The following is a 15,409-nucleotide window of genomic DNA, read 5'->3' on the forward strand; positions in this document are numbered from 1 at the left end:
CTATTTTTTAGATGCAGAATAAATTGTTGCGACACCAAAAGTTTGGGGCATTGCCACAACATCTATAAACCCAGTTTTTCTCAAAATATTGTTTAAAGCCTCGCCATAAGGAAAAGCTGCAGCAGATTCGGATAAATAGCCATAAGCATCATTATCTTTAGAAAATAATTTTCCGATTAAAGGAAGTATATTTTTGCTATAAAAAGTGTAGCCTTGTTTATAAGGAAATTTATCTGGAACAGAAGTTTCTAGTATGACAAATACTCCATTTGGTTTTAGCACTCTTAAAATTTCTGCAAAACCTTTTTCTAAGTTTTCAAAATTTCTGACACCAAAACCAACAGTGATCGCATCAAAATAATTGTCTTCAAACGGCATGTTTTCAGAATCGCCTAAAACTAGTTCGATTACGTTAGAAAGCTTTTTTTCTTCCACTTTCTTTTTTCCAACTTCTAACATTCCTGCAGAGATATCAAGGCCAATAATTTTTTCAGCATTAGTTTGCGCCATTAAAATTGCTAAATCGCCAGTACCTGTTGCGATATCCAAAATAGTTTTCGGTTTTTTGTCTGATACGATTTTTAATACTTTTTTACGCCATTTAACATCAATTCCAAATGAAATTACGCGATTCAAATTGTCATAATTCCCAGAAATGGTATCAAACATTTGGGTTACTTGCTCTTTTTTACCTAAGGTAGAGTCTTTATACGGAGTTACTTTTTCAGACATTTTTTTTATTTAGGCAAATATAAACAATCTAGTTTAACTGTAATTGAGTTTTTTAATTTGTCAAATAAATGTTTTGGAGTGTTAGTTTAAATTGGAATGTATTACTGCTTCGGCCATCCCTAAATTATGGTATTTTGTTAAAATCACTAAAACACGGTATTGTCTAATAGCACTAATATGAGCAACTTTGTTCAAGTAAAAATGATTAAAGTTTTAATGATTGATAATGTCGCTATGACTTAAACAGATGATTGCTTTTTTGCGCTGGTAATTTCATTTGTTCATGAAAGAGTTTTATAAGTATTGTTCTTGGGGGGAAATACTAAATAATTTAAGTGCAAAGTACGTTCTTAGGATTAAATTTGTTTTTGGAAATTTTAATTTTCTGCCTTTAATATCTTAGTGGTATTTGGTATTAAAGGCGCTTGAGATTTAGGTCTCAAATAGCATTAGATGTTATTCAGTTTTGCAAATGTTTCTTGACATTTGTATTTTTTTAAACAAAATTTTTTCTTGAGCGAGTTAGGCTTCAAAATCAATTGTTATAAAAACATCCTCCCTAAAAAGAGGATGTTTTTTATTTATTTTCTAATGTAAGTTTCGTAAGTATAATCATAAAGATGTTTTTCATCTTTATAATTTTCTTCAGATTCTACTAGAACCCATTCGCTTTTATTAATTTTTGGAAAAAAAGCATCTGCTTCAAAAGAATGATGCACTTTAGTTAATTCGATAATATCGGTAAAAGGAAGTGCAAGATTGTAGATTTCGCCGCCGCCAATAACATAACTATCATCATTCTCAGGGCATAATGCAATTGCTTTTTCAATGCTATCTACAACAATACATCCTTCTGGCTTGTAGTTTTCTTGACGCGAAATTACAATGTGGATGCGGTCTGGTAATGGTTTCGGAAAGCTTTCAAAAGTTTTTCGTCCCATAATAATGTGATGTCCAGTAGTAAGCGATTTAAATCTTTTAAAATCATTTGGCAAATGCCATACTAATTCATTGTTTTTTCCAAGCGCATTATTTTCGGATGCAGCCGCTATCATTATAATCATGGTATGCCTAACTAAATTTTATTTTCATTTTCTTCGTTAATAGAAGATTCGAGCTGACTGATTCTTTTTTGCTGTAAAGCGACTAATCGATCAATTTGTTCTCTTTCCCATTTTTTATTCATAAAACGGTCAGTTATATACACTTTTATAAAATGAAGAATAAAAATGAAAAGCCAGATTGTAATACCCCAAATGCACCAATTTTGAGTTGTACCTTCTCCAAATCCAAAAAATTTATTGGCAATAAATAAAAATAAACTTCCAAGCAGGAAAAGAACAAAATGAAAATATAAGACCTTTTTTTGTCTTAATCGGCGTCTAGCGTATTCGTATTGTTCGTGTACTTCTTTTTCCATAAAGATAAAATGAGATTATAAAGTTAAAATTTATTTTTGAAAGTCAGTATTTTGCTTGTGGAATATTTGCTTTTAAATGATCTAATAATTTGAAAAACAAAATTTTAGTTACTTTAAATTACAAATAAAGCGAAAATAAGATGCTGTTTTTGGCATTATCATAAATCGGCTCTAGAGGTAGTAAGTGTTTCGTTGAATTTAATTAATTTTAGATGTATAAATCTAAAAACGAAATAGTTATGTCTTTGAAAAAACAATTTGTGAAAACAAAACCGGTATGTAAAGTTACGTTTTCAATAGATGCTAAGGATGCAAATTCAGCAGCTGTTGTTGGAGATTTCAATAATTGGAATGCTGAAGAAGGAACTTTGAGTAAATTGAAAAACGGAACTTTTAAAGCAACTTATGACTTGGTTAAAGATGCTATATACGAATTTAAGTATCTGATTGACGGAAATTATGTAAATGATCCAGAAGCCGATTCTTATAAATGGAATGATTTTGCTGGAAGTGAAAACAGTGTTTTAGTAGTATAAAAAAATCCGCTTTAAATTTTAAAGCGGATTTTTTGTTTTTATACTGCGACACTTCCTTTTATAGCAGGATGCGGATCATAGTCAACAAGAGTGAAATCGCCATAATCAAAATCAAAAATGTTTTTAATCTCTGGATTTAAAATCATTTTTGGTAATGGTTTTGGTTCTCTCGAAAGTTGCAATTCTAATTGCTCGAAGTGATTGTTGTAGATGTGAGCGTCACCAAAAGTATGGATAAATTCGCCTGGTTCTAAATCACAAACTTGTGCAATCATCATGGTTAGCAATGCATAAGAAGCAATATTAAAAGGAACTCCCAAAAAGATATCGGCACTTCGCTGATACAATTGGCAAGATAATTTTCCTTTTGTTTCTCCTTTTTCAGAATCTGGGCTTGCTACATAAAACTGAAAAAAGGCATGGCATGGAGGCAATGCTGCTTTGTTGTTGGCAACATTCTCTTCAAAAGATTTTTTAGTATCTGGCAAAACCGAAGGGTTCCAAGCCGAAACTAACATTCTTCTACTATTTGGGTTGGTTTTTAATTCTTTAATTAATTCAGAAATCTGATCAATTTCTTCACTATTCCAATTGCGCCATTGGTGTCCGTAAACTGGTCCCAAATCGCCATTAGAATCTGCCCATTCATCCCAGATTTTAACTCCGTTTTCTTGAAGGTATTTTACGTTTGTATCACCTTTCAAAAACCAAAGCAATTCGTAAATGATCGATTTTAAATGAAGTTTTTTAGTTGTAACCATTGGGAAACCCTCACTTAAATCAAAACGCATTTGGTATCCAAAAACACTTTTTGTTCCTGTTCCTGTTCGGTCTCCTTTTTGATTGCCGTTTTCTAAAACGTGTTTTACTAAATCTAAGTATTGTTTCATTTGTTTGTTTATTCGGTTATTCGTTTAACTATTTAATCGATTTAACGAATAAACGGTTCAACGATTAAACATTGAATTTATCTTCTAGAGATTTCGTCTCTAATTTTTGCAGCTTTTTCGTAATCTTCCTGAGAAACGGCTTGATCTAAAAGTTCGTTTAACTCTTGTAAAGAATGTTTAGAATAAACATCTCCAGATTGGTTGCTTTCTTCTTCATGCCCAAAAGTTTCTGGGTTTGAAAGAACATCGTCTATTTCTTGAGCGCCAGAATCTGTTTCTGCAGTATTTGATTTTAAATAAATACCCGCTTTGTCTAATATGTTTTTATAAGTAAAAATTGGAGCATTGAATCTCAATGCAAGTGCAATTGCATCAGAAGTTCTAGCGTCGATAATTTCTTCGATTTTATCTCTTTCGCAGATTAAGCTAGAGTAAAAAACACCGTCAACAAGTTTGTGTATAATTACTTGTTTTACTACTATATCAAATCTTTCAGCGAAATTTTTGAATAAATCGTGAGTTAAAGGACGTGGCGGTTTTATTTCTTTTTCTAAGGCAATAGCGATTGATTGCGCTTCAAAAGCACCAATTACAATAGGTAATTTTCTTTCGCCATCGACTTCGTTCAAAATTAAGGCATAAGCGCCATTTTGAGTTTGACTGTATGAAATTCCTTTTATGGATAATTTTACTAGACTCATATATGTTTGTAAAAAAGGCACTTAAAGCCTTATTTTAATACTGTTTTTGATTGGAAAATAAAGCTGCAATTTTAATCAAAAAATATGGAACAAAAAAGCTGCCTATAAACAAAGATACAACATCTTGTTTTTAGGCAGCAATATTTTTAAAGAGAATTCTTGGTATTAAGAATGCTGAGCTTTAAAAGCTTTTAATTTCTCTGTTAATTGTGGTACAATTTCAAAAGCATCACCAACCACACCATAGTCAGCCACTTTAAAGAAAGGAGCTTCTGGGTCGCTGTTGATCACAACTTTTACTTTAGAAGAGTTGATACCTGCAATGTGCTGAATAGCTCCAGAAATACCAATTGCAATATATAAGTTTGTTGCTACTGGCTTTCCTGTTTGTCCAACGTGCTCGCTATGAGGTCTCCATCCTAAATCTGAAACTGGTTTAGAACAAGCAGTTGCAGCACCAAGTACAGCAGCAAGATCTTCAACTAATCCCCAGTTTTCTGGACCTTTTAATCCGCGTCCGCCAGAAACTACGATATCTGCGTCAGCGATAGAAACTTTTCCAGAAACTTTTTCTACAGATTCTACTTTTACTCCAAAGTCATTGTCTCCAACTGTTGGGTTAAAATCTTCTGCAGCAGCAGCTCCTGCACTTTCAAAAAGTCCGTAAGAGTTTTTAGCCAAGCCAAGAACTTTTACATCTGTATCGATTTGAGTGATGTTGAAAGCTTTATTTGAGAAAGCATTTCTTTTTACTTGAAATGGAGAAGTGCTAACTGGCAATCCAACTACATTTGAAGCAAAACCTGCTTCTAAACCTACTGCAACAAGTGGAGAAAGGTAAATGCTGTCTGTTGTAGAAGAAAGTAAAACTACTTTTGTCCCTGCTTTCTGAGCAGCTTGTTTGATAACATCGGCATAAGCTTTTGCATTAAAACCAGCTAATTTTTCGTTGCTTACTTTTAGAACTTTATCCACTCCGTATTTGCCTAATTCGCTTACGTCGCTAATGTTTACAGTCAAAGCTGTAACCGTAGTTCCTAATGATTCAGCTACTTTTTTAGCATAAGAAGCTAATTCGAAAGCAACTTTTTTAAATTTTCCTTCTGCAGATTCTGCATATATTAATATTGACATAATAATTTTAGATTTTAGATTTTAGATTTCAGATTTTTAAAATTGAAATCTAAAATGATTATTGATTTTAGATTTTGAAGTGAATCAAATGTTGATTTAGATTTAGTTGCGATCTGCAATCTTAAATCACTTTAGCCTCGTTGTGTAATAGATTGATTAACTCATCTAAATTATCTGCAGAAACTAATTTTACTGCCGATTTTGGAGCTGGTTTTTCAAATTTCACCGCTTTTGTATTTATAGCAGCATCAACTGGCTCAAGAATAGTAAGCGCTTTTGTTCTAGCTGTCATAATTCCTCTCATGTTCGGGATACGTAAATCTTTCTCTTCAACAAGACCTTTTTGACCTCCAATGATTAAAGGTAGGGTAGTGCCTACGGTTTCTTTCCCGCCGTCGATTTCGCGAACCGCTTTTACATTATTTCCGTCAACGGTTAAAGCTGTACAAGAGTTTAAGAAGTTGTATCCTAAGATTCCAGCAATCATTCCGGGAACCATTCCGCCATTATAATCTAAAGATTCTTTACCAGCAATTACCAAATCGTAACCACCATTTTTAATTACTTCTGCCAATTGTTTAGCAACAAAAAATCCGTCAGTAGGATTTGCATTAACACGAATTGCTTCATTTGCGCCAATAGCCAAAGCTTTACGCAATGTTGGCTCAGTATCAGGACCTCCAACGTTTACAACTGTAACATTTGCGCCTTGTTGTTCTTGGAACCATATAGCGCGTGTAAGGCCGAATTCGTCGTTAGGGTTAATTACATATTGTACACCGTTAGTGTCAAATTCAGAGTCACCGTTGGTAAAGTTGATTTTTGAAGTAGTATCAGGCACATGGCTGATGCAAACTAGTATTTTCATAAGTATATATTTTGAATTTATAATATGCTTTTACAAATTTAGAATTTAATTTGGAATAATTATACTATGCATGCATAATATTTTTCAAAACTATTACGATTTCGCTAATTGTGTAGATTTGGGTGAATTTTATCGGAGGCTAAAATTAAAAAAGCATTCATTTTGTCTGATTGTTAGGAATTTTGTAATAATTGACAGTCTGAGGCCAAACGGCTTTTTGTCTGAGAAATACTAATTTTTGTTTTTTTTACGTTCTTATGCATGAATTTTGGAGAAACAAGAATTAAACAAATAGATAAAAGTTTGTCTGAAAAATATTTTAGCGCGATTAAGTGTGAATTACACGTTATTATATCGATTTCGTAAATATCACAATAAAGATTAAAAAGTTAAAACGGGAGAACAGATAGAAGTTCATGCGATTTTAAATTCAATTTATGCTTTTAAGTTATTTAAAATATTTATTTTTGCTCTTCAGAAAATTCAACATACAATATAAAATATGAGAACAATACAATTTAGAGAGGCCATTTGCGAAGCGATGAGCGAAGAAATGCGTCGCGATGAATCCATATATTTAATGGGAGAAGAAGTTGCAGAATACAACGGAGCTTACAAAGCTTCAAAAGGAATGCTTGCTGAGTTTGGTGAAAAAAGAGTAATCGATACTCCAATTGCTGAGCTTGGTTTTTCAGGGATTGCTGTAGGTTCGGCAATGAATGGAAACCGCCCTATTGTAGAATATATGACATTCAATTTCTGTTTAGTTGGTATTGATCAAATTATAAATAACGCTGCTAAAATGCGTCAAATGACAGGAGGACAATTTAATGTGCCTATCGTTTTCCGCGGACCAACAGCTTCTGCTGGTCAATTAGGAGCTACTCACTCGCAAGCTTTAGAAAACTGGTTTGCTAACACTCCAGGTCTTAAAGTTATTGTTCCTTCAACTCCTTACGATGCAAAAGGACTTTTAAAATCTGCAATTCGCGATAATGACCCTGTAATTTTCATGGAGTCTGAACAAATGTACGGTGATAAAGGTGAAGTGCCAGACGGAGAATACACAATTCCAATTGGTGTTGCTGATGTTAAACGTGAGGGGACAGATGTAACTATCGTTTCTTTCGGAAAAATCATCAAAGAAGCTTTTATTGCTGCTGATGAATTAGCAAAAGAAGGAATCTCTTGTGAGATTATCGATTTAAGAACAGTTCGTCCAATGGATAAAGATGCGATTCTTAAATCTGTTAAGAAAACAAACCGTTTAGTAATTCTTGAAGAAGCTTGGCCAGTTGCCAGCCTTTCTTCTGAAATTTCTTATATCGTTCAAGAGCAAGCATTCGACTTCCTTGATGCGCCAATTCAACGTATTACAACTGCAGATACTCCTGCACCTTACTCTCCGGTATTGCTTAAAGACTGGTTGCCAAATGCAGGTGATGTGGTAAAAGCAGTTAAAAAAGTATTATATAAATAATACAAATACATAATACTCATAAAACTTCATCAGACAAACATGGATTGGTGAAGTTTTTTTTTACTTTATAATGAACAAATTAACTCTACTTCTCTTATATATTGTATTTGCTTTCGCGAATATTGCTACTGCACAAACTAAGGTGAGTGGAGTTGTTTTGGACAAATCAAATCAGCCGATACCTTTTGCAAATGTGGTATTTAAAGGTTCTAATATTGGAATTGTTTCTAATGAGGATGGACGTTTTTATTTAGAATCTCCCAATACCTATACGGCACTTATTGTTACTTCAGCAGGATTTTCAGATAAAGAAGTCCCGCTAGAGAAAGCTGTGAATTATAATTTTAAAATTGTTTTAGGCGAAGCCGAAGCGCTAAACGAAGTTGTAATTTTTACGGGCAAAACTTCGAAGAAGAACAACCCTGCATTGGATATTTTGAGAAAAATCTGGGAAAGAAAACGTAAAAACGGATTGTATCAATTCAATCAATACCAAATGCAGAAGTATGAAAAAGTGGAATTTGACATGAACACTATTGATAGTGCTTTCATGAAAAATAAGCTTTTTAAAGGTATGGAATTTATCTTTAATCATGTTGATACTTCAGATGTTACTGGAAAAACATATTTGCCTATTTTCATTAACGAATCGGTTTATGATGTTTATGGTGATAACAAATTAAAGAAAGTAAAAGAGAATCTAACGGGAAATAAAATGTCTGGCTTTAATGGAAATCAGCAGATTTTATCTTTCGTAAAAGATCTGTATTCTGATTATAATATTTACGACAATCACCTTAAATTTTTTGATAAAAGCTTTACAAGTCCGCTTTCAAGAACAGGAATTGATGTTTATAATTATGTCTTAAAAGACAGTGCATTTGTAGATAAAAAATGGTGTTATAATATAGTTTTTTATCCGAGACGTAAAAATGAACTAACCTTTAAAGGGGATTTTTGGGTAAATGACACGACTTTTGCAATCAAAAAAATAAATATGGGCGTAACCAAAAGCGCCAATATTAACTGGGTGAAAGATATTTATATTGAGCAGGAATTTGATGTAGAAAACGACTCGATTTTCCTTTTGACACGTGATTACATGATGTCTGATTTTGCTTTAAATAAAAAAGAAAAATCAAAAGGAGTTTATGGAAAAAGAACCACTTTATATCGCAATCATAAATTCAATATTCAGAAACCTGAGAAGTTTTATAAAGAAGAAGTCAATTTTATTGATAATGCTGTTTATGAACGGCCACCTGAATTCTGGGAGGAAAATCGTTTTGAAAAATTAAATAAAGATGAACAGGGAATCTATAAAATGCTTGATACATTGCAAACCGTCAAACGATTTAAGCAGTTGTATAATCTCGTCTCGATTTTAGGAAGCGGTTATGTTGAATTTAAAAACTTTGATTACGGACCAATATTTTCAACTTTTGGATATAATGAAGTCGAAGGGATAAGGCTTAGAGTAGGAGGAAGAACCTATTTCGGACCAAACGATCCTTGGCGTATTCAAGCTTATACGGCGTACGGATTTGATGATAACAAATTCAAATACGGAGTTTCTGGGAAATGGATGGTTGACAAGAAAAACCGTGTTATTATCTCTGGAGGAAATAGGCGCGATATCGAACAAATAGGCGCGAGTTTAACGACTACAAATGATGTTTTAGGACGAAGTTTTGCATCTTCTGCCTTGTTTACAACGGGAAGCAATGGAAAACTAACCAATATTAATCTGAGTAATGTTTCTGTCGAAATGGAGCCTAAAAAGAATTTTATTGTTTCGGCCGGACTTTCGTATAGAACATTAGAATCAGCTTCGAAAACATTTAGCTTAGATTATTATACAACTTTACCAACTCCTGAAAATCCTGCAGGTGTTGTTGAAAGTATGGTAAAACAGTCTGAAGCCAATATTCAGTTTGAGTTTATGCCCAACAGAAAAACGATTGGTTATGGTGTAGAAAGAGATTTAGTTGATAGTCCTTTCAGCCATTTCTTTGTGAATTTTAGTTATGGATTAAAAGGTGTTTTCGATAGTGATTTTGCTTACGAAAAAATTCAAGTTTTCTACAGGCAACCAATTATTATCGGACCTCTAGGAAGAACAAATATTACCGTTGAAACAGGAAAAACGTTTGGTACGATTCCGTTAGGATTAATGAGTGTAATTCCTGGTAACCAGACCTATTTTACGATTGAGAATACATTTAGTAACTTGAATTTCTATGAATTCGTTACAGATCAATATACTACTTTGCAATGGAATCATGATTTTGGAGGAAGATTGTTTGCTAGAATTCCGTTCATGAGAAAATTGAATTGGAGAGAATATATTGGAGTTAGAGCGGTTCATGGAACAATTTCTGATGCTAATCGCGCCATAAATGCTTCGGGATTGCCTTATAATGCTCCTGAAAAAGTGTATTACGAATATCATGCGGGAATAGGCAATATCTTCAAAGTTTTCCGCATTGATTTTTCTTGGAGAGGAAATTATTTAGATATGCCAGATGCTCACAAATTTGCAGTAAAAGGATCTTTTGGGTTTTATTTCTAGGAATTTCGTTAATTATTCTTTTTATGATTAAAAACCAGAATGGTGATACAATGTTTTGGACTGAGGCTCTTAGAACATTGGCAACTATTAGTGTTATATTTTTACATGTCGTTGCTGATATTTTGTATCAATATGGTAATATATCTAGTTTTGTATGGTGGACTGGAAACATATACGATAGTTTAATGCGTTTTTGTGTACCAGTGTTTGTTATGCTTACAGGTGTATTTATGCTAAGTAGAACGCACGAATTAAGTGGTTTTTTAAGAAAAAGATTTTCACGTATAATATTGCCTTTCATATTTTGGAGTATCATTTATGCTCTGTGCACATGGATCAATAAAATTTCAGAAGGCCAGGAGGTTTCTCTTTTTATAACTATAAAGTGGTTAATTCGTCAATTTTTGCACGGCGCTTCGTTTCATTTTTGGTACATCTATATGATTATTGGGGTTTATCTTTTTATTCCAATACTTAGTAAATGGATTCAAAATGCTACCGAAAAAGAAATTTTATATTTTATTTTTATTTGGATATTCACTTTGATTGCCAGTCAGCCAGTATTGTCGGGATTTAAGAGTGATATTGATTTGATGTATTTTTCAGGGTTTATTGGTTATCTAGTTTTAGGATATTATTTGTCAATTAAGACTTTTAAAGGTAATAAACGAATAATAAATTTGATCTCATTGTTTTTTTTAATCTTCGGATTTTTGATAACAATGTTTGGTACTTATTTCTTGTCATTTTCTGATAAAAAATTTAATGGTTATTTTTATAATAATTTTTCTTTGAATGTCTTAATGGCTTCTGGAGGAATTTTTATGTTGTTTAAAAATTCAAAAATTAATTCGCCAATTTTAATTAAAACCATTAGATTTATTAATAAGTACAGTTATGGGGTTTATTTGGTGCATATTTTGATTTTGAATTTCATGAAGATTTATGGATTAGATTATAACTTTATGAATCCAATATTTGCAATTCCTATAACAACTTTTGTTTGTCTGATGATTTCGATTTTAATAATATATGCTATTAATAAACTGCCTTATGGGAAATTTGTATCAGGTTGAGATAGTTGAAAAAGGATGGCATTTCTCTGAAATTTAAAAAATGATATTTTGCAAGAAGCATTTAATTTTTTATCTTCTCAAAATCCAATATTCCTGGAAATAATTGAGAAATACGGCTTGCCACCAATTCCAAGGCGCCCGCCAGGTTTTGAAACCTTGGTTTTGCTGATATTAGAACAACAAGTTTCTATTGATTCGGCGAAAGCCACATTTTTAAAAATCAAAGCTTACACAGAGTGTAGCCCAGAAAAGATGGCTGTTTTGTCTGATGAAGAATTTAGAAATCTCGGAGTAAGCCGCCAGAAAACAAAATACATCAAAGTTTTAGCGGAAGGGGTTTTGAACAAAGAATTAGATATTGAAAGTCTGGCTTCAAAATCTTCAAAACAAGTTCGCGAAGAGCTGATTAAATTAAAAGGAATTGGAAATTGGACCATTGATATTTATTTAATGTTTTGTTTGGAAGAACCCGATTTGATTCCACTTGGGGATATTGCGGTGGTCAATACAATTAAAGAATTGCTTAATATTCACGACAAAGAGGAGATGGCAACCCATGCTGAGCAATGGAGTCCGTATCGGTCTTACGCTACTTATTTGCTCTGGCATTATTACCTGAAGAAAAGAAATCGAAAAATTACCTATTAAATGCTTGTTTTTTAAACGCTAATACAGATAATTTAACCTTGTTTTTTATTGTAAAACTAGATTCTTTAGTTATTTTTGCAACCGAAATTATAGAAACAATAAAAAACGAAAATGACCGCAGACAAATTAACGACTTTCGATGTATTAATCGAAATACCAAGAGGAAGCAGAAATAAATACGAGTACGATTTTGAAATTAAAAGAATGCGTTTTGACAGAATGTTATTCTCTTCAATGATGTACCCAGCTGATTACGGATTTATTCCAGAAACTTTAGCTTTAGATGGAGACCCTCTTGACGTATTAGTTTTGGTAAATGAGCCAACTTTCCCTGGGTGTGTTATGGAAGTTAAGCCAATTGGTGTATTTCACATGGCAGACGATAAAGGACCAGACGAAAAAATTATTTGTGTACCTGTTTCAGATCCAATCTGGAATTCATTAAATGACCTTTCTGATATCAATCCTCACTTATTAAAAGAAATTGAGCACTTCTTCCAAGTATATAAAGATCTTGAAAACAAAAAAGTAGATGTTGAAGGATGGGGAGATGTTAAAGAAGCTTACGATATCATCGCGGAGTGTACAAAACGTTTTGATGACATTGAAAATAAACCGGCAGGATTATTTAGCATTAAATAATTTTAACCGCATTCTAATATAAAAAAAGCAATACTGCCGTCAGGAGTATTGCTTTTTTGTTTAAATTCGTTTTAGTTAGTTTGTTGACTATTAACCAAAACCATTAAAATATTATGAATGCATTTATGATTTACCTGCCAATTGTAATGGCTGTTTTAGGATTACTTTTCATGGGAATAAAAAGGAGTTGGGTTTTAAAACAAGATGCCGGAGATGGTAAGATGAAAGAGATTTCAGATTACATCTACGAAGGAGCCTTAGCCTTTCTAAAAGCGGAATATAAACTATTGACCATCTTCGTAATTATTGCCAGTTTAGCTTTGGCAGGAATTACATTTATTCCAGGAGTAAAAACACATTTATTGATCGTAATAGCATTTATTTTTGGAGCTTTATTTTCGGCTTACGCTGGAAATATCGGAATGAAAATAGCAACTAAAACAAACGTTAGAACTACACAGGCAGCTCGTACAAGTTTGCCACAAGCTTTAAAAGTTTCTTTTGGCGGTGGAACCGTAATGGGACTTGGTGTTGCTGGTTTAGCCGTTTTAGGTTTAACATCCTTTTTTATCATTTTCTTTAATCTTTTTTCTGGCGGAGTTTGGAAAGATACAGATACTATGACTGTTGTTCTGGAAACTCTTGCAGGATTTTCACTAGGAGCAGAATCAATTGCTTTATTTGCGCGTGTTGGAGGTGGAATTTACACCAAAGCTGCCGATGTTGGTGCCGATTTAGTTGGTAAAGTAGAAGCTGGAATTCCAGAAGATGATCCTCGTAATCCAGCTACCATTGCTGATAACGTGGGAGATAACGTAGGAGACGTTGCAGGTATGGGAGCTGATTTATTTGGATCTTATGTAGCAACAGTTCTAGCAGCAATGGTTCTAGGAAACTACGTGATAAAAGATATGGGCGGAAGTATTAATGATGCTTTTGGTGGAATTGGACCAATCTTGCTTCCAATGGCAATTGCCGGTTTCGGAATTTTATTTTCTATTATTGGAACAACTTTAGTAAAAATTTCAGATGATAATGCTAAAGAAGCCCAAGTTCAAAAGGCATTAAATATAGGAAACTGGGTTTCTATTGTTTTAACGGCTGTAGCTTGTTTCTTTTTAGTACAGCACATGTTGCCAGAAACAATGCAAATGACATTTTTTGGAGAAGGTTCTAAAGCCATTTCATCAATGCGTGTTTTCTACGCTACATTGGTAGGATTAGTTGTTGGTGGAGCTATTTCATCGGTAACAGAATATTATACAGGATTAGGGACAAAACCAGTTTTGGCAATTGTTCAAAAATCATCTACAGGAGCGGGAACCAACGTAATTGCCGGTTTGGCAACAGGAATGATTTCTACTTTTCCAACGGTTTTATTATTCGCAATTGCAATCTGGATTTCTTATGTTTTAGCAGGTTTTTACGGAGTTGCTTTAGCAGCTTCTGCAATGATGGCGACAACAGCAATGCAATTGGCAATCGATGCTTTTGGACCAATTTCTGATAATGCTGGAGGAATTGCTGAAATGAGTGAATTGCCAAAAGAAGTTCGTACAAGAACAGATATTTTAGATTCAGTAGGAAATACAACAGCAGCAACAGGAAAAGGATTTGCAATTGCTTCTGCAGCCTTAACGTCATTGGCTTTGTTTGCCGCTTATGTAACTTTTACAGGAATTGACGGAATCAATATTTTTAAAGCGCCCGTTTTAGCGATGTTGTTTGTTGGAGGAATGATTCCGGTTGTTTTCTCTGCCTTGGCTATGAATTCTGTTGGAAAAGCAGCAATGGATATGGTGTACGAAGTTCGTCGCCAGTTTAAAGAAATTGCTGGAATTATGGAGGGAACAGGAAAACCAGAATACGGAAAATGTGTTGAAATTTCTACAAAAGCTGCTTTACGCGAAATGATGCTTCCGGGAGTATTAACGATTGGCTTTCCAATTGCAATTGTTCTTTTAGGAAAATTAGTTTACTCAGACAACAATCAGTTAATTGCTGAAATGTTAGGAGGATATATGGCGGGAGTTACGGTTTCCGGTGTACTTTGGGCAGTTTTTCAAAACAATGCTGGAGGTGCTTGGGATAATGCTAAAAAGTCTTTTGAAGCTGGAGTTATGATCAATGGAGAAATGACATACAAAGGATCAGATGCACATAAAGCCGCTGTAACTGGAGATACAGTTGGAGATCCGTTTAAAGATACTTCGGGGCCTTCAATGAATATCCTAATTAAATTAACTTGTTTGATCGGATTGGTAGTTGCTCCAATTTTAGGTGAAGGTCATGTGCCATCAGATATTGCGGCAAAAGCTTCTTGTTGCGCTAGAACAGAAATGCATGCAGGAATGTCTAAATGCGGTGATATGTCAGGAATGACAAAAGAAGAATGTATTAAAATGTGTAAAGAAAAAGGCTGCTCTGAAGAAGAAAAGGCTAAATGTCTGGCTCATTTTGATGCAAGTGGAAAATATCAAAAAACAGACTGTTTCGATACAAGCAAGTATGAGAATAAATCAGCTGTGAGAGTTGAAGTTAAAAACATAAACGGAAAAACGACTGGATCGGTTACTAAAACTGAAAATGGTAAAACAACAACAGAAACTTTTGAAGGGACAGAAGAGGAAGTTTTAGCAAAAGTTGAAGCTGCGAAATAATGGCTTTGCCAAAGTTTCTTAAAAATAAAAGCCTCTAAATAATTTTTTAG

General features: G+C 33.5%; 14 protein-coding genes. 7 read left to right on the forward strand and 7 right to left on the reverse strand.

Annotated elements, in window-relative coordinates; genetic code table 11:
- The 3 genes from ubiE to ABTV69_RS07120 all read right to left on the reverse strand — a co-directional run bounded on the left by ubiE (position 1) and on the right by ABTV69_RS07120 (position 2,152).
- Positions 1 to 732, reverse strand: a complete 732-nt coding sequence (gene ubiE, locus ABTV69_RS07110; RefSeq protein ID WP_433834930.1) for a bifunctional demethylmenaquinone methyltransferase/2-methoxy-6-polyprenyl-1,4-benzoquinol methylase UbiE — start codon at positions 730 to 732, stop codon at positions 1 to 3.
- Between the two features lie 581 nt (positions 733 to 1,313).
- A complete protein-coding gene (locus tag ABTV69_RS07115; protein ID WP_433834931.1) occupies positions 1,314 to 1,796 on the reverse strand; it encodes a dihydrofolate reductase in 483 nt (160 codons plus the stop codon).
- Positions 1,797 to 1,807: 11 nt separating this feature from the next.
- Positions 1,808 to 2,152 (reverse strand): 2TM domain-containing protein, encoded by a 345-nt coding sequence (locus ABTV69_RS07120; protein ID WP_433834932.1) that lies wholly within the window; start codon positions 2,150 to 2,152, stop codon positions 1,808 to 1,810.
- A 239-nt stretch (positions 2,153 to 2,391) separates the two neighbouring features.
- Here ABTV69_RS07120 and ABTV69_RS07125 point away from each other — a divergent pair, with 239 nt between their 5' ends.
- Entirely contained in the window at positions 2,392 to 2,688 is a 297-nt protein-coding gene (locus ABTV69_RS07125; RefSeq protein ID WP_433834933.1) for an isoamylase early set domain-containing protein, read from the forward strand.
- A gap of 38 nt (positions 2,689 to 2,726) precedes the next feature.
- Here ABTV69_RS07125 and ABTV69_RS07130 read toward each other — a convergent pair whose 3' ends face one another.
- The 4 genes from ABTV69_RS07130 to ABTV69_RS07145 form a co-directional block, all read right to left on the reverse strand.
- Positions 2,727 to 3,578, reverse strand: coding sequence for a thymidylate synthase (locus ABTV69_RS07130; protein WP_433834934.1), 852 nt, complete (start codon positions 3,576 to 3,578; stop codon positions 2,727 to 2,729).
- 77 nt (positions 3,579 to 3,655) lie between these two features.
- Entirely contained in the window at positions 3,656 to 4,279 is a 624-nt protein-coding gene (locus tag ABTV69_RS07135) for a bifunctional nuclease domain-containing protein (protein ID WP_379700796.1), read from the reverse strand.
- Positions 4,280 to 4,444: 165 nt separating this feature from the next.
- A complete protein-coding gene (locus ABTV69_RS07140; RefSeq protein WP_433834935.1) occupies positions 4,445 to 5,413 on the reverse strand; it encodes an electron transfer flavoprotein subunit alpha/FixB family protein in 969 nt (322 codons plus the stop codon).
- A 121-nt stretch (positions 5,414 to 5,534) separates the two neighbouring features.
- A complete protein-coding gene (locus tag ABTV69_RS07145) occupies positions 5,535 to 6,281 on the reverse strand; it encodes an electron transfer flavoprotein subunit beta/FixA family protein (RefSeq protein WP_433834936.1) in 747 nt (248 codons plus the stop codon).
- A 502-nt stretch (positions 6,282 to 6,783) separates the two neighbouring features.
- Between ABTV69_RS07145 and ABTV69_RS07150 the strand changes: the two genes are divergently transcribed.
- The 6 genes from ABTV69_RS07150 to ABTV69_RS07175 all read left to right on the forward strand — a co-directional run bounded on the left by ABTV69_RS07150 (position 6,784) and on the right by ABTV69_RS07175 (position 15,359).
- Entirely contained in the window at positions 6,784 to 7,761 is a 978-nt protein-coding gene (locus ABTV69_RS07150) for a pyruvate dehydrogenase complex E1 component subunit beta (RefSeq protein ID WP_109191633.1), read from the forward strand.
- A 70-nt stretch (positions 7,762 to 7,831) separates the two neighbouring features.
- On the forward strand, positions 7,832 to 10,333 hold the full coding sequence (locus ABTV69_RS07155) for a DUF5686 family protein (RefSeq protein ID WP_433834937.1): 2,502 nt from the start codon (positions 7,832 to 7,834) through the stop codon (positions 10,331 to 10,333).
- Positions 10,334 to 10,356: 23 nt separating this feature from the next.
- Positions 10,357 to 11,409 carry an acyltransferase gene (locus tag ABTV69_RS07160; RefSeq protein ID WP_433834938.1) on the forward strand — a complete coding sequence of 351 codons (1,053 nt, stop codon included), beginning with the start codon at positions 10,357 to 10,359 and terminating at the stop codon, positions 11,407 to 11,409.
- 48 nt (positions 11,410 to 11,457) lie between these two features.
- Positions 11,458 to 12,057: a DNA-3-methyladenine glycosylase family protein gene (locus ABTV69_RS07165; protein ID WP_433834939.1), complete on the forward strand. Its 600-nt coding sequence runs from the start codon at positions 11,458 to 11,460 to the stop codon at positions 12,055 to 12,057.
- A 111-nt stretch (positions 12,058 to 12,168) separates the two neighbouring features.
- Entirely contained in the window at positions 12,169 to 12,699 is a 531-nt protein-coding gene (locus tag ABTV69_RS07170; RefSeq protein WP_008466564.1) for an inorganic diphosphatase, read from the forward strand.
- Positions 12,700 to 12,812: 113 nt separating this feature from the next.
- Positions 12,813 to 15,359, forward strand: coding sequence for a sodium-translocating pyrophosphatase (locus ABTV69_RS07175; protein ID WP_433834940.1), 2,547 nt, complete (start codon positions 12,813 to 12,815; stop codon positions 15,357 to 15,359).
- Positions 15,360 to 15,409: the final 50 nt, after the last annotated feature.

Origin of the sequence: Flavobacterium anhuiense (assembly GCF_050990855.1) — a bacterium.
GTDB lineage: Bacteria > Bacteroidota > Bacteroidia > Flavobacteriales > Flavobacteriaceae > Flavobacterium > Flavobacterium anhuiense_C.